This window comes from Mucilaginibacter sp. A5337 (assembly GCF_059690695.1).
Genome location: NZ_JCAWEC010000003.1, coordinates 863,628 through 877,381, shown reverse-complemented (window position 1 = coordinate 877,381; position 13,754 = coordinate 863,628). Strand labels below are relative to the sequence as shown.

Annotated in this window: 18 protein-coding genes and 1 pseudogene; 9 read left to right on the top strand and 10 right to left on the bottom strand. The window is 43.9% G+C overall.

The genetic code is table 11. The features are described from left to right. Positions 1-245: 245 nt before the first annotated feature. The 3 genes from AC59JO_RS13675 to AC59JO_RS13665 all read left to right on the top strand — a co-directional run bounded on the left by AC59JO_RS13675 (position 246) and on the right by AC59JO_RS13665 (position 1,930). Entirely contained in the window at positions 246-638 is a 393-nt protein-coding gene (locus tag AC59JO_RS13675) for a response regulator (protein ID WP_413666731.1), read from the top strand. A gap of 506 nt (positions 639-1,144) precedes the next feature. Next, positions 1,145-1,585, top strand: a complete 441-nt coding sequence (locus AC59JO_RS13670; protein ID WP_413666730.1) for an Hsp20/alpha crystallin family protein — start codon at positions 1,145-1,147, stop codon at positions 1,583-1,585. A 54-nt stretch (positions 1,586-1,639) separates the two neighbouring features. Further along, a complete protein-coding gene (locus AC59JO_RS13665; RefSeq protein WP_413666729.1) occupies positions 1,640-1,930 on the top strand; it encodes a hypothetical protein in 291 nt (96 codons plus the stop codon). On the opposite strand, the gene AC59JO_RS13660 is transcribed toward AC59JO_RS13665, so the two are convergent. The 4 genes from AC59JO_RS13660 to AC59JO_RS13645 all read right to left on the bottom strand — a co-directional run bounded on the left by AC59JO_RS13660 (position 1,902) and on the right by AC59JO_RS13645 (position 3,974). Further along, on the bottom strand, positions 1,902-2,141 hold the full coding sequence (locus tag AC59JO_RS13660; protein WP_497305925.1) for a hypothetical protein: 240 nt from the start codon (positions 2,139-2,141) through the stop codon (positions 1,902-1,904). The genes AC59JO_RS13665 and AC59JO_RS13660 overlap by 29 nt on opposite strands. Before the next feature lie 344 nt (positions 2,142-2,485). Next, a complete protein-coding gene (locus tag AC59JO_RS13655) occupies positions 2,486-3,016 on the bottom strand; it encodes a DUF892 family protein (RefSeq protein ID WP_413666728.1) in 531 nt (176 codons plus the stop codon). Positions 3,017-3,034: 18 nt separating this feature from the next. Beyond that, positions 3,035-3,397, bottom strand: a complete 363-nt coding sequence (locus AC59JO_RS13650; RefSeq protein ID WP_413666727.1) for a response regulator — start codon at positions 3,395-3,397, stop codon at positions 3,035-3,037. Between the two features lie 385 nt (positions 3,398-3,782). Further along, positions 3,783-3,974 (bottom strand): cold-shock protein, encoded by a 192-nt coding sequence (locus AC59JO_RS13645; RefSeq protein ID WP_413666726.1) that lies wholly within the window; start codon positions 3,972-3,974, stop codon positions 3,783-3,785. A gap of 546 nt (positions 3,975-4,520) precedes the next feature. Here AC59JO_RS13645 and AC59JO_RS13640 point away from each other — a divergent pair. Further along, a complete protein-coding gene (locus AC59JO_RS13640) occupies positions 4,521-4,982 on the top strand; it encodes a hypothetical protein (RefSeq protein WP_413666725.1) in 462 nt (153 codons plus the stop codon). A gap of 475 nt (positions 4,983-5,457) precedes the next feature. Further along, a complete protein-coding gene (locus AC59JO_RS13635) occupies positions 5,458-6,009 on the top strand; it encodes a lipocalin family protein (protein ID WP_413666724.1) in 552 nt (183 codons plus the stop codon). A gap of 378 nt (positions 6,010-6,387) precedes the next feature. Here AC59JO_RS13635 and AC59JO_RS13630 read toward each other — a convergent pair whose 3' ends face one another. From AC59JO_RS13630 to AC59JO_RS13620, 3 genes are read right to left on the bottom strand one after another with little or no spacing between them, the layout of a single operon-like run. Continuing rightward, positions 6,388-7,083, bottom strand: coding sequence for a molybdopterin-dependent oxidoreductase (locus AC59JO_RS13630; RefSeq protein ID WP_413666723.1), 696 nt, complete (start codon positions 7,081-7,083; stop codon positions 6,388-6,390). An 8-nt stretch (positions 7,084-7,091) separates the two neighbouring features. Then, positions 7,092-7,262: a hypothetical protein gene (locus AC59JO_RS13625; RefSeq protein WP_413666722.1), complete on the bottom strand. Its 171-nt coding sequence runs from the start codon at positions 7,260-7,262 to the stop codon at positions 7,092-7,094. After that, entirely contained in the window at positions 7,250-8,080 is an 831-nt protein-coding gene (locus tag AC59JO_RS13620) for an LLM class flavin-dependent oxidoreductase (protein ID WP_413666721.1), read from the bottom strand. The genes AC59JO_RS13625 and AC59JO_RS13620 overlap by 13 nt, the downstream gene beginning before the upstream one ends. 343 nt (positions 8,081-8,423) lie before the next feature. Between AC59JO_RS13620 and AC59JO_RS13615 the strand changes: the two genes are divergently transcribed. The 3 genes from AC59JO_RS13615 to AC59JO_RS13605 are packed head-to-tail and all read left to right on the top strand — an operon-like array spanning position 8,424 to position 11,214. Beyond that, on the top strand, positions 8,424-9,278 hold the full coding sequence (locus tag AC59JO_RS13615) for a COG1470 family protein (RefSeq protein ID WP_413666720.1): 855 nt from the start codon (positions 8,424-8,426) through the stop codon (positions 9,276-9,278). Between the two features lie 12 nt (positions 9,279-9,290). Then, positions 9,291-10,265: an ABC transporter ATP-binding protein gene (locus tag AC59JO_RS13610; protein WP_413666719.1), complete on the top strand. Its 975-nt coding sequence runs from the start codon at positions 9,291-9,293 to the stop codon at positions 10,263-10,265. Further along, entirely contained in the window at positions 10,192-11,214 is a 1,023-nt protein-coding gene (locus AC59JO_RS13605) for an ABC transporter permease (protein WP_413666718.1), read from the top strand. Before AC59JO_RS13610 ends, AC59JO_RS13605 begins: the two co-directional genes overlap by 74 nt. 271 nt (positions 11,215-11,485) lie before the next feature. On the opposite strand, the gene ssb is transcribed toward AC59JO_RS13605, so the two are convergent. The 3 genes from ssb to AC59JO_RS13590 all read right to left on the bottom strand — a co-directional run bounded on the left by ssb (position 11,486) and on the right by AC59JO_RS13590 (position 13,132). Further along, complete coding sequence (ssb, locus tag AC59JO_RS13600) at positions 11,486-11,806, bottom strand: single-stranded DNA-binding protein (RefSeq protein WP_413666717.1); 321 nt, start codon at positions 11,804-11,806, stop codon at positions 11,486-11,488. 261 nt (positions 11,807-12,067) lie between these two features. After that, a complete protein-coding gene (locus tag AC59JO_RS13595; protein ID WP_413666716.1) occupies positions 12,068-12,304 on the bottom strand; it encodes a hypothetical protein in 237 nt (78 codons plus the stop codon). Positions 12,305-12,619: 315 nt separating this feature from the next. Continuing rightward, positions 12,620-13,132 (bottom strand): hypothetical protein, encoded by a 513-nt coding sequence (locus AC59JO_RS13590; RefSeq protein ID WP_413666715.1) that lies wholly within the window; start codon positions 13,130-13,132, stop codon positions 12,620-12,622. 195 nt (positions 13,133-13,327) lie between these two features. On the opposite strand from AC59JO_RS13590, the pseudogene AC59JO_RS13585 reads away from it, so the two are divergent. Then, positions 13,328-13,742: pseudogene (locus AC59JO_RS13585) on the top strand (DUF72 domain-containing protein). Positions 13,743-13,754: the final 12 nt, after the last annotated feature.

Sequence of the window (13,754 nt, the reverse complement as noted above, 5' to 3'; positions counted from 1 at the left end):
ATCGCAATTAAGCACACACAGGCCGACATCATGATTAATATACCAGGTTCAGCAGATGCAGGGCTAAAATATTAATTTCCCGGAAAGAAAAGAATTTTGCCTTATAATACAACACATGGGAGTATTCCGATGAATAATTCCGACCAATTTAACACCTGCACCACAAAATGGTTTGGCAATCTGGATTTTTAAACAAACCCTACGGCTTATTGTTATAGCTTTCCAAACGCGAATGTGGTTACTAAATGAATAAAGCACTCAACGAAACACTTAAAAAAATATTAATTTTGGAAGACAATCAGGATATATTAGAAATCCTGAGCGAATGGTTCACCACTGCCGGCTATGAAGTAGCTGCTTACGACACGGTCACCGACATTATCGCCCTGACCGAAGCACACCAACCAGACCTGGTTTTGCTCGATTATCTGTTAGGAGGTATAAACGGCGGTGAATATTGCGCCCAGCTTAAGAAACATCGTACAACGGGACATATCCCAGTCATCATGCTATCAGCCCACCAGCGGGTTATCGACTCTTTGGGACACTACGGCTGGGATGCGTTTGTCGCCAAACCATTCGATCTTGAATGTCTTACGAAACAAATTGATTCCTTGATCAGCCAACAAGTAAAGTAAATTCATTGGGGAATTCAGATCTTTAATGTGGCAAACTTTCTTTGATAACAACAGCTTAGCATACGATCTGCCAAAAACATATCAAGGAAAGGCTGTCAATTTTAATCAGCGCCAACGTTGCAGAACATCCAAAAGAAACAGCACTGAGTCCCACCGCAAAGACTATGGGACACTGAGCCTGTCTGATGAAGCCAGGATGCTAAACAAGCCATCCTTTCGAACGCTTAGCGGACGAGCATATTAAATGACGCCAATGCTTTATCTAAAGTGGTCCCTTACCGGATCGTAGTCGGTCCATGCCCTGCGTCATTCAAACACAGTTTTCCGTCAAAAATATCAGCGCAGCGAAATTTTGACATTGGGATGCTGTAAATTTTTCATCAAAGCTGAAATTTTCGCAGCATCGAACGCGGTTTTCGTAATTGGCATACGGCTTGATCTCCCATGACCAGTTTAATTAACATTATAAGTTTCAAATCATTAATTTATTAAGGAGGAAAAAACCTATGACATTGGTTAAATTTAATCCAGTTAAAAACAGTGGTTCATTAATGCCAGGCTTTAATGATGTATTCGATTCTTTTTTTAATGACAATTTCTTCAACGACCGCCTGACCAGTCGTGTGCCTGCGGCCAACATCAGTGAAACTGAAGACCATTACCACGTGGAACTGGCTGCGCCAGGGCTGCGAAAGGATGATTTCAAATTGAATCTTGACCGCAACGTACTGAACGTTTCGGTGGAGCAGCAGAGCGAGCGCAACAGCAATCAAAAGAACTATAGCAAACGCGAATACAGCTACAGTTCATGGGTTCGCTCATTCACACTTCCGGATAGTGCAAACGCGGAAAGCATCGAAGCGTCATATACGGATGGCGTGCTGAAGATCGATATCGCCAAACGAGAGGAAGCTAAAATCGTACGCCGACAGATTGAAATTAAATAAGCCCACTGACCGAAAAAACCACACGGCCCCAAACCGGGGCCGTAATTAGTCATTATGGAATCATCGTTTTATTTATTAATGAGCCTGAAAACGCCCAGGAGTTATGAACCCTTCGGAGAATTTAACCTGGGGTTTGACCGGCAATCAGCCTACGATTTATTTGATAGCCTGGATGGCAACCCAACAATCGACGACCGTTGCCCTTTCCATATCGACCTCATCGAAACTGTTGACGCCCTGCCGGAAAAGATCCGCAGTAAATGCTGCAAGCTGGAAGAACTGGGTAACAATATGAAGCTGATTGCATTGGAAACATTCAGGCAAAAAAACTTACAGGAGGAATAATGATCACCAAAACGTTGCTAACCCTGCTGCTGATAGCTGCGGCACTTATTTTGTTTCGCCGGAATGACGATGACTGGGCCTGGTGACCACCAGGCTTTTTGAAAGGGCCTTCTGTGTTTGCTACAACGGCGCAACGGTGTTTATTTCTAAGGTAAGCAGCCGAATACAACTTACAACTACCACGAATCAGGCCAATGAGGATGTATGGCACGGAATTGGCATGATGAACAACATAGGCATCATTTATATTAACAATGAAGAAACCGAGCCGGCAGAAAATAACATTACCTGCCTGTTTGCCGAGACTGATGGTTCGCTAAAATTGTTCATAATGAGGCACATTACAATTTGTTCATGCTCTTACCATTCACAGGCCCGATCGCCTTACCATCATATATCGATCTACCTATGAAGAAAAGCCTCGAATGAGGCTTTTTTTTCTACGTTACTATCTGTTTTTTTGTACATATGAATATCATTATCAAATCAGGCAACCTTTTGTATGACTTTTTTTAAAGACAAAAACAGCCTCAAACAGCAGAAATCAAGTAATTTCTATGCAACTGAAGTGACGTACTTCGCAGCAATAAGCAGCATTAACGTCCTGTCAGCTTTGGCTTCATCGTAATTCTCCCGGATTAACTGTTTAATCTGGTTATTTTTCAATTTGACCGCCGCTATCTGAAGAATCTGAAATGATGCCATTTCCATGCTTTCAATATTGTGCAAATAAAACAAAATGGACATATCGCGTAACTCGTGTTTTTTTGCGTGCAGTTTGATATCCTTAAAAGCATCATCTACCAAACCCGCTAATCCGCCGAAGTTCCCAGGATCGATACTGCTGTCAAGTAAAGCAAAAATCAGTTCCATCCTTGCCATTTGTTTTTCTACGTCCTCCACCGTTTCTGTTATGGCATGCCGGAGATCCTTAAAATGGGCCTCAGCGGCGATTACCGGAAGGTTTGCAACCAGATGTGCTTTCGCTGCATAGATTTTATTGAGGTGGCTAATAAAAAACGACTTCAGTTCTTCTTTCGCCAAACTGATTTTATGAGCCTGGCCACCAGGTTGTTTTTCCATCATAGCTATAATATCTTTCTGCTAAGATAGGTATTGTTTAACATGCAACAATAACTCGTAGATGTCAAATGGTTTCCTGACAAAAGCGTTAGCGCCACAACCTGCAGCGATCAGGTCAAGATCGGTTTCTGCCGAAACCAGCATCACGGGCAGACTTGCAGTCTCGTAATTAGATTTGATTTCCCGGCAAATCTCCGATCCCGACTTTCCGGACCCTACAATATTTACATCCAGCAAAATAAGATCCGGGTGGATCACCTGGATATATCCCGCAGCCTCGCCCGTGTTGGATAAGACAACATCGTACCCAGATTCCTGGAACACGATGTTCAGTATTTCGAGGATATCCTCATCGTCGTCAATGACCAGAATTTTTTTTGACATATGCTGCGAGCTTAATGGTTCAGTTATTACAAAACCATGTCCAAAGCCTCGTAAAATAATAAAAAAAAATCACGAAGGTAATTTAAGGAACAAACAACAGGATTTACTATTAATAAAACGGTGAAGTGTTCGACATAGACTACAAGTTGTTTTATTAAATGGATTTTTCGATCTGTTTGTTTGTAAGCTATTTACCGCAGGTAGCCAGGGATTTTGAAGGGCTTTTGTAAAAGTGGCCTAAATTGGAAGGAAATGCGTTTGAGAGTTTAAAAAACGTGCCATTAGCCATGCCTGGTACGAAATTATTAAGAGGGTGACTGTTAAATTGAACAATAAAAAAGCACCTTTCTATTAAGAGAGGTGCTTCACATAAAGTTATAGTGAATTAAGCTACTTTTACATTTACTGCGTTGGGGCCTTTGCGACCTTCTTCCACATCAAAACTGACAATACTATTTTCACGAATGTTGTCAATCAGCCCTGTAGAGTGAACAAAAATTTCGCTTCCACCATTGCTAGGTGTGATAAATCCGAACCCTTTTGTTTCATTAAAAAATTTTACTGTTCCTTGTTGCATTTTATGATAATTAATAAGTTGACAATGTACGCATAATATTCTTGGTTTTTATCTTTTCCGTAAATTATTTAACCTTTATTTAAATAAAATCTCCCCTTGCATTTATTGGGAACGTTCCAAGACCAGCTGACTTTCATTCGCTTGACCAGCTTCCCAGCCCAGAACAATGGTAATTTTTGTCATGCCCGTTGTAAGTTTTGCAAAAAGTATTGGCAACATAGTAAGCAATTAAGCACGTGTGCGCACTAACCGTGATACTTTTTCGCCCGCCCGCCTTTTTACCGCATCACTGAAAGTATTCCACAAGAAAAAGATTTTACACATGGTTTAAACCATGTACGTATTTCTCAGCTTATTTACATTCTATGATACATTCGTGCCCTGTAAATAGGAGCATGAGGAAAAATTGCTAACTTGCGATGGTAACCCTTATTAGCCCATAATTCAGACAGATTCCACTTCCTTTACTTCATCAAGCTATATGGTTACAATTCAATTGTAAAATTATAAACCATAATTTAAGGCATCTTACTAATTCAGCACGATATGGACAATATTGGCATTTTAACGGGCGATGCAGCCCTCAGACTTATAATTCCGTTAACCACAGCAGATATCCGAACAGTCCATTGTGGTGAAATTGTGGAATCGGTCGTACGCCGGAGCCATACGGGGTTAAGTGAAATTTCAAGAAAAATCGGAATTAGCCGGCAAACCATGTACAACTGGTTTAAAAACCCCATTCTTAATATGGCTGATATTATAAAAATCGGCGCTGTAATTGAATACGACTTTTCTGGGGAATTTCCCCCTTTAGTAAATGAGGAAGCGCCGTCTGCATTGAAAATCCAGGATACCGATCCTTTGCCCGGTGAGAGCCGAAACCAGGCTAAGTATTACTGGATGGAAAAATACATTCGTCTGCTGGAACGATATAACGAAATACTCTGTTGCAAATCGGACCGTTTCGATAGCAGCGGGCATAAGGAACGCAAGCCGGCTTGTTAATCTTTGAGAGGGCAAAAAACGCAGAAGTTAAAATACTTTTTTCGACGAAGCAGCTTATATTTTCAGCTGGATTAAACTACTTGGAATAAATACAATTTCAGACGGGCTTCGTGTGCTGAGAAAGGTCCGATGATTTTCACTCTATCTGTGTTTTGCTGATCATTTAACATCACTTAGAAACATGGAAAAAGTCAATTTATATCGTAAAGTTGCCCGGCCACTCACGGCGCTGCCGGAAGGCTGATTATTTTGAAAACGCTATAGCATAACACTTATCCTGAACAGCCATGGTTGATAAAGTTCTTGACGAGGCGTCACCCACTTGGTTGGTGCCCCGGGTCGTTATAACAGCGCGGAAAAATTCATTCATCATCTGCCTCATTTTAGTATTATCCGATAGGTCGTTTAACAAGCTGGAGGTAAATAGTTCACATCGGATAGCTAAACATGTTGGCGCTTCATCTGTTACACTTCAATGAAACAAAAAACCTGGAAGATCGGTCTCGCTGCTGGTGTGGCCGCGGCGGCTGCCGCAGTAGTATTGAATTCTTGTGTAACCATTCCAAAGGGCGCTAGAGCCGTGCGGCCTTTCGACCAACAACGCTATCTCGGTACCTGGTATGAAGTCGCGCGGATGGATTTTAAGTTCGAGCGTAACCTGTCTGATGTCAGTGCCAGCTATTCGCTTAACGATGACGGGACGATCAGGGTAGATAACAAAGGCTACAACTATGTCCAACAAAAATGGAAAGAAAGTATTGGGAAAGCCAAACCCGTCAGGGACGCAGGGACAGGCCGCCTGAAAGTATCTTTCTTCGGTCCGTTCTATGCCGGTTATAATGTCATCGCGATTGATCCGGATTACCGTTACGCTTTGGTGGCCGGCAATAACCTGAACTATTTATGGCTGCTGTCCCGGGAAAAATCGATGCCTGCAGCAACCCAAACTGCCTACCTTAAGCACGCCCAGGCTTTGGGTTATGATGTATCTAAACTGGTTTGGACGAAGCATGAACACTCCAATTAAAAGGGCAAACACAGTTTTTATTTAGTGCAAACTGCCTTGCCGATGTGTTGTTGAAAGCACATGCAAAACAAATACACCAAGACCCGTTACAGCTAAAATTACAGAGATTTCAACAACTCCTTAAAAAATTAAATCAGAACAGCCCGGAATAACTGCGAGAATTGTCCGCTGTTCTAAATTGATCGAACAGCAACAGGGATGATGCGGCTATTGCCTGCAACGCTGGAAGACGATTCTGATATCTATGAAAAGGATTAAACGAATCAAAGAGGCCCTCCAGAAAAGGATCATTGAGTAACTGGGAGCAACTCCAAAACAAAACCAATGTCATTTGCAGGGTGACGGGTACGCCGGAATTAGCGAATGGCAGGGCTCTGATCAGTCGTCATAGCGGTCATTGCGCCAGGGGTATGCAGTATTGGAATAGCCGCGTTCTTCCCAGAAACCTAACTTATTTTCGGTGAGGAACTGAATGCGTTTGATCCATTTGGCACCTTTCCACGCGTAAAGTTGCGGCGTAATCATGCGGCAAGGGCCGCCATGCTCCAGGGGCAGCGGCTGGCCATTAAAGGTGTGAACTAAAAGCACATCCGGCTTGAGCGCTTCTTCCAGTGCGATGTTGGTAGTATAGGTGTCATAACCGTGGCAAAGCAAATGGGTGGCTTCGGCTTTGGGAAGCACCAGCGCGGCCAGGTCGAGTAGGCTAACTCCTATCCAATGCATGTCCAGTTTCGACCAGGTGGTGACGCAATGAAAATCGGAAGTATCTTTGGTTTGCTGCAGGGTCAGAAAATCCTTCCAGGTCAACACCACGGGGTGCTCAACGGCACCATCAATGGTCAGCCGCCAGCGTTCCTGCGAAATATTGGGATGGTAACCCAGGTCGAGAACCGGCCATTTGACTGTAACAGTCTGGCCAACCGGAATGGTGGGCATGCCATGCCGATTGAGTTTGCCTGAACCTTTTGGCAGGTCATCCGCCATCGACGGCGTAGACTGTATCTGCTCTTCGAAACGCGCTTTGAGTTTCAATCGCGCCTCGACGATACGTTCGAGTTTTTTTAAATCTTCCATACGCTAATTTATGCATTTAAAGCTTCTGCAAGCAAACGGTAGGATCTCAGGCGGGCTCTTTGATCGTAGATATGCGAAGTAGCCATCAATTCATTGATGCCCGAACGGCTGATGAAGTCATTCAATTGGGCTTGAATCGTGGCTTTGCTGCCAAAAAATGAATAAGTTAACATCTGCATGGCGGCTTCCCGCTCGGCAGCACTCCAGATGCTGTCCATACTTTCCACTGGAGGAGGCAAAAGTCCCCTCCTGCGGTAATAATTCCCTTAAACAATTGCTGTAATGAAGTGGCCAGATATTCCGCGTCCGCATCAGTATCGGCGGCTACCACATTTACGCAAGCGATGACGTAAGGCTTGGATAAATACCGTGATGGCTTAAACATATTCCGGTAAAGTTCGATGGCCTGAAAAAAATAAGCCGGCGCAAAGTGGCTGGCAAAGGCATAAGGGAGTCCCCTTGTGGCCGCCAGCTTTGCACTGTCCAGGCTGGAACCGAGTATCCAGATCGGGATATCTAAACCCTCACCCGGAACGGCGTTAACGCCGTTCGTATGATCACCGGCAAAATAATGCTGGACTGAGGCTACATCCTGCGGAAAATGAAAGGCCGCATTCATATTCTGGCCACGTATGGCCAGCGCTGTTGCCTGGTCACTGCCCGGTGCCCGGCCCAGTCCGAGGTCGATACGTCCGGGATATAAGGTTTCCAGGGTACCGAACTGTTCAGCTACTACCAACGGCGAATGGTTGGGCAGCATAATACCACCTGAGCCGACACGAATAGTTGCGGTTTTACCTGCCACGTGTCCGATCAGTAAACTGGTGGCCGAACTGGCTACGCTCGCCATATTATGATGCTCCGCGAACCAGTAACGGGTATAGCCCAAAGCTTCCGCCTGCTGCGCATTCGCCACACTATAGTTAAAGCTGTCTGCTATGGTATGTCCTTCTATGACGGTCGCCAGATCGAGTATGGAATAATTAATTGCTGCCATAGGACAAAGGTAATGGCATAGAGAGGGCCCATTGTCAGCATTTTCCCATATTAATATTTACATCTGTAGCGTCCAGGGCATAATGAAAGTGTACCAGGCCTTATATGCGTATCCAATTTTGAGAACCTTATTCTAAGTATCGTAAGCGTATGCCAATTGATTCCCTGTAGCTCGTCATTGGTAACTACCATAACCTCATTCAATTTTTTTGTTAAAAAATGTTAAAACTATTGTAAGATTTTAAATAGGCTTTTTTATTTGGACCGTCAATTTTTAACTCTTAAACCAATTTTTTTTTCAGCATTTTTTGAAAGCTATTATTAATCATTTTAGTCGTTGAATTATGTTATCCAGATTATCTACACCACCACTAAGCGTATTACGCCGGACAACCCTGGTCTTTGTATCAATCATTACGTTTGTCCATGTCCGGGCGCAGCAATCTCCGCCCCAGTCCAAGTCAGGTTCCAGCTTCAGTGCAAAGCTCATTAACATTGAAGCGGCCACTAACGAAACCTTTCGTTACAGCACGACGTTGCGGAACGGATCCGATGCGGCGCATGTATATGACTTACAGACCAATCTCCCGGCGGGTTGGATCATCGCTTTTAAAGTCGAAAGCAGCCAGGTAACTTCAATCAATATTGATCGCGGCAAATCACAGGATATCTCAGTTGAGGTTAATGCATCGCCGGAGGCCAGACCAGGGAAATATAAAATTCCAATTCACGCCATAACCGGTAAAGATACCATTGCTCTGACGCTCGAAGCAGTGGTCAAAGGTACATACAGCTTAAGCTTGACTACCCCGACTGGAAGATTGAGTGAAGAGGTTACATCAGGAAGCCAAAAACAGCTTCAGTTGGTTGTAAAAAATTCCGGTACCTTATCCCTGAACAATATCAACCTATCCAGTCAATTGCCGGCTGGATGGGAGGCAACTTTCGAGCCTTCCAACATCAATGACATAAAACCGTCAAATTCTCGGAACGTTATATTGACCCTTAAGGTCCCGGATAAGACACTTGCCGGTGACTACGCTGCTACTTTCACGGCTTCCAATAGCAGTACAAATTCCCAGGTGGCCTTCAGGCTGGCCGTTAAAACATCCCTTCTTGCTGGCTGGATAGGTATGGTCGTTATTCTCCTTGCCGTCGGTATCGTTTATTACCTCATTCGTAAATATGGAAGAAGATAATTTTCTGTACGCATGAAAGATCCTGTTATACAACTAAGATCCCTAACGAAACGTTATGGCCGTCACCTCGCGGTCGATAATTTGAACCTTCAAGTCCATAAAGGAGAAATATTCGGACTGCTTGGACCCAATGGCGCTGGAAAAACCACCAGCATACTCATGATGCTGGGTCTAACCGAACCAACAAGCGGAACAGCTACGGTTTGTGGATATGACGCGACGAGTGATGCCATAAAAGTAAAAAAGAAGGTAGGCTACATGCCTGACAGCGTCGGCTTTTATGATCACATAACGGCGTTGGATAACCTGCTTTATATCGGAAGGCTTAATGGCCTGCCTGAGCGGCAGCTTAAAGACAAAGCAGTACGGGTACTTGACGTAGTCGGACTGGCTGAAGCGGGAATGAAAAAGACCGCCACCTTTTCCAGAGGGATGAAACAGCGCCTGGGTTTGGCCGATTTGCTCATAAAGGACCCGGAGGTGATCATCTTAGATGAGCCTACTCTTGGTATTGATCCTACCGGCGTAAAAGATTTTTTGGCACTGATCAGAAAGTTGAGCCGGGAACAAGGCCTGACGGTTTTACTTTCCTCGCACCATTTACATCATGTCCAGCAGGTCTGTGACCGGGTCGGAATATTTGTGGAGGGGCGGGTTTTAGCAGAAGGTAACCAGGCAAGCTTAGCCCAGCAATTATTTGGCAAAAACGGCTACATGACCTCGATTGTCGTGGAAAACGACTTACCTCATCCCTGGCCGCTTGAAGCGATACTGAAAGCCTGGGAGGCCATCGATGACATTTCCTATCAAGGCAACACGATTGAGTTCAGGTGCAGCCGGAATATAACTCCGGCCCTGGTGCGTTTCTTCGTTGAAAATGATTGCAACATTATCAGTGTAAATCAAAAGAATTATGAACTTGACGATATTTATCAAAAATATTTTGAAACCGGCACAAGTAAAAGAGATTACAAAAAAACAGTCTGAAGCAGGTGCATTCGCCGTGATGCTGAGCAAGGAAATAACCGACCACATTCGCAGCTGGCGCTTCGTCGTTCTGATAGCGCTGATTGTGTTAACATTTATTGCGGCCATGTATAGCTCGCTTTCGAACATCAAGCCGATTACCGGAAATTCACATGATCCGGACCACAATTTACTTTATCTCAAACTGCTGACGGTAACAGATAACTCGATCCCGCCTTTTCATATCTTTTTAAGCTTCTTAGCACCATTGCTGGGTATTGGCCTGGGCTTTGATGCGATTAATTCAGAAAAGAATAACGGAACGCTTATACGGCTGATGGCCCAGCCGGTTTACCGGGACAATCTGCTGCTCGCAAAATTTAGCAGCGCGTTGCTTATCATAAGCAGCTTATTTATTGTTCTTGCATTGCTGATGATCGGTGCCGGCCTCATTTTAACGGGCGTAAGGATGGAGCCGGATGAATTGTTTCGGATCGCAGGGTTTGTTTTCATCACCATCACCTATGTCGCTTTCTGGCTGAGTTTATCGATGATGCTTTCCATTATATTCAGACAGGCTGCGACTTCGGCGATCACAGCAATAGGGCTTTGGCTTTTTTTTACGATATTTTACCAGATTATCGTTAACCTGCTCCTAAGATCGCTGCTACCTGACCCATCGCAGCTCACGCAGGAGCAGGCGATCAGTTACAACGATATGGTATTGAATATTCTGCGGATATCACCTAACCAGCTATATACTGATTCTGTTACAACCTTACTAATGCCATCGGTACGCAGTCTGGGGCCGCTGACAATGGAGCAAATGGCGGGGGCGATTCCATCCCCGCTACCTTTTACGCAAAGCCTGATAATCGTATGGCCACAGTTCAGCGGGCTATTAGCCTGTATGACCTGCTGTTTCGCGTTGGCTTATTGTCTTTTCATGCGCCGGGAGGTTAGAAGTTGATAATTTAAATACCTCTCCTACAGCGAGAACATGGGCGGCGCTATTTCACGCTAACGAATTTTTAATGTCCGAGCGACGTCCGCAATTACAGGCGCGCTGGCAAACCAAAATTTAAACTCTTAATATATGGGGTGGGTACAAGCGCTGTTAGAATAAAACGGGGGTTACAAATTGTAACCCTGTTTTAATAATAAGAAATTCCGCAAAGTAATGGCAGTAGTGCAGTCTGCAAAAAAAATTACAGCCTGGTTCCAAAAAGTTTAGGTCAGGATCAGGTCAGTATTTCGAAATGGTCTGCTGCAATTTCTGTTACATATCTTTTAATTCCAGATCGATCCGTAAAATTACGGGTACGGAGCTTACCTTCGATATACACCAATTGCCCTTTTATCAGTTGTACCGAACTTTCTGCGATGGATCGCCACATGACAATATTATGCCATTCGGTGACCACTTGTTGCTGGTCACCTTTGCAAATCATTTCTGAGGTAACCAAAGGGATGGATGCGACAGCGTCGCCGTTATCAAGATGACGTAAATCCGGACCTTTACCTAAATGACCAATCAAAAACACCTTATTAATACCAGACATATTCAGCAATTAACATAAAAACAAACAAATTAGCAGTGAAATGTTTGAATACCAATATATTTTTAGCGCAATTCTTGTAAAAGAACAGATCGGGGAATTATTACGGCAAGACAATATTTTATTACAATGAGAACAAGTTACAGCAACTTATTCAACATGGTTGTTGCTGCGTGATTCGATAATATGGACTTATGAATCTGAAAAATCGCTACTGGTTTTTGCCGGCCTGAAAAGTATCGGCTGTAATCTCTTTGATATCATTTAATCTTTTTGAAGATCCGCAGTATTGCCTGTTTCGGTTTGACCAGATATACGAACGAAAAATGATATGAATGCGTTCATTGTTCCGGCGCCGGCCAACGTTATATAATCCTTGTTCAGCGGATTCAAAAAAGAATCACCGGTCAACGGATCAAAATAGACGCGTCTCGCTTGTCTCCCTGAATGAACAGCCCCAGCGAGTCTTTTAACAAAACGCTGACCGATTGCTGTGTTCATAAGAAATCTCTTAAAACCTTTGCTGGCCGTATATTGCGCTCAAGACTTAAGAGCGCGCAATGAAGTGCGTCACTATTATACTTTAACCAGTCCTCTAAAAAATGCAGGAAGAACGCCCAGATCGGTTGAGACAGTTTGCACTTATTCCCGGTGATGATATGTAGTTCCCCAAGGGTTTTTAGACAAACATTGGAACACGTGATAAATCGTAGCGTCTCAGCGATGATTTCGGCAATAACTTCATCCTTTTTCTCCACCAGCCACTAACGCAGGTTTACCAATTCATTTTACAGGCGCTCTATTCGTTAAATATAGCTACATGCATGATATGCAGCTATACGCATGGTCTAATGCTTTTTTCCGCAAAGCAGTGCTGCCTTTATCCATACGCTGTAATAATCGGATTTTTCGCTTCAGGTAACGTTTCGCTTTTTCAGGCTCATATCGCAGCTTCCAGTCCATATTGTATAATAGATCCGCATATTTGATGGTTTGTGCAGTGGCGCTAACCTTACTCAGTCGCTTGTTCTCTTTTCGCCGTCGTTCTTTCTTGCTTAGTTTAGGGAAAGCTCCACTTGTATACTTATCAGTCAATTCAAGTACTAAAACCATAATAGTATTTATTTCCGCTAAACTGTAGGCACAGGAGGACAAAGCATCGATCAATTCAACATCGGTACAAATATGATCTTCGAGCATATCATGGCACAGGCCCGCTTCATAACCGAATACCGCGTAATTTGCTGCAATTTCGGCAACCGCCATTACGTGATCAATATAGGGCACATCACTTACGGGAATGATCTTTCCTCCATATTTTTTCTTCACCCAATTCAATAGAAATTCTGATTTACTAATCATCCTTTCACCAAAACATCCTGTATCCCGGCTTGTTGCAAAAATGTTTTTTTTTATGGTGGGGCGGGTAGTTTGCAATTATCCATACCTAAGCGGGATTTTACTTAAGTTCATGCAGACCTGGCGAGGCTGAGCTGTTGCGCGCTGCTAAAGAACAGTCTGGAAGTGAACCGTTCTTTTTACAAACTGCCGAGAGCGAAAACTATCAACAGGTGGGTTGAGGAAGTTCCGCCTGGCTTTCGGTTCTTTTAAATTATGGAAGGAGATCACGCGTCAAAAGAACTTGCTGTTTTCTTTAGCTGCCTTAACAGAGTTTATGAACGCGATATCGCCTGCTAAGAAGAGACAGGGGACCTTACTGATCAAGTTTCCGCCCGGTGTGAACTACCGGGCGTCAGCCCAGTTAGATGAATTACTGGGCATGTTAACAAGTACTGATTGGCCATTGGCGGTCGAATTTCGTCTCCCCTCGTGGCATAACGGCCATATATATGAATTATTAAACAGGTACCAGGCTTGCAGCGTTTTACAGGATGTGCCTGCTTCTGCCTTCCCAACGGAACTGAAGGTGGACAATTAGATTTACCTTTGG

Coding starts and splice junctions, on each gene's coding strand:
- AC59JO_RS13605 (WP_413666718.1), top strand. CDS start 10,192: ATGAACTTGACGATATTTATCAAAAATATTTTGAAACCGGCACAAGTA.
- AC59JO_RS13610 (WP_413666719.1), top strand. CDS start 9,291: ATGAAAGATCCTGTTATACAACTAAGATCCCTAACGAAACGTTATGGC.
- AC59JO_RS13655 (WP_413666728.1), bottom strand. CDS start 3,016: ATGATGGAAAAACAACCTGGTGGCCAGGCTCATAAAATCAGTTTGGCG.
- AC59JO_RS13625 (WP_413666722.1), bottom strand. CDS start 7,262: ATGCAGATGTTAACTTATTCATTTTTTGGCAGCAAAGCCACGATTCAA.
- AC59JO_RS13640 (WP_413666725.1), top strand. CDS start 4,521: ATGGACAATATTGGCATTTTAACGGGCGATGCAGCCCTCAGACTTATA.
- AC59JO_RS13620 (WP_413666721.1), bottom strand. CDS start 8,080: ATGGCAGCAATTAATTATTCCATACTCGATCTGGCGACCGTCATAGAA.
- ssb (WP_413666717.1), bottom strand. CDS start 11,806: ATGTCTGGTATTAATAAGGTGTTTTTGATTGGTCATTTAGGTAAAGGT.
- AC59JO_RS13615 (WP_413666720.1), top strand. CDS start 8,424: ATGTTATCCAGATTATCTACACCACCACTAAGCGTATTACGCCGGACA.
- AC59JO_RS13670 (WP_413666730.1), top strand. CDS start 1,145: ATGACATTGGTTAAATTTAATCCAGTTAAAAACAGTGGTTCATTAATG.
- AC59JO_RS13650 (WP_413666727.1), bottom strand. CDS start 3,397: ATGTCAAAAAAAATTCTGGTCATTGACGACGATGAGGATATCCTCGAA.
- AC59JO_RS13635 (WP_413666724.1), top strand. CDS start 5,458: ATGAAACAAAAAACCTGGAAGATCGGTCTCGCTGCTGGTGTGGCCGCG.
- AC59JO_RS13665 (WP_413666729.1), top strand. CDS start 1,640: ATGGAATCATCGTTTTATTTATTAATGAGCCTGAAAACGCCCAGGAGT.
- AC59JO_RS13630 (WP_413666723.1), bottom strand. CDS start 7,083: ATGGAAGATTTAAAAAAACTCGAACGTATCGTCGAGGCGCGATTGAAA.
- AC59JO_RS13675 (WP_413666731.1), top strand. CDS start 246: ATGAATAAAGCACTCAACGAAACACTTAAAAAAATATTAATTTTGGAA.
- AC59JO_RS13595 (WP_413666716.1), bottom strand. CDS start 12,304: ATGAACACAGCAATCGGTCAGCGTTTTGTTAAAAGACTCGCTGGGGCT.
- AC59JO_RS13645 (WP_413666726.1), bottom strand. CDS start 3,974: ATGCAACAAGGAACAGTAAAATTTTTTAATGAAACAAAAGGGTTCGGA.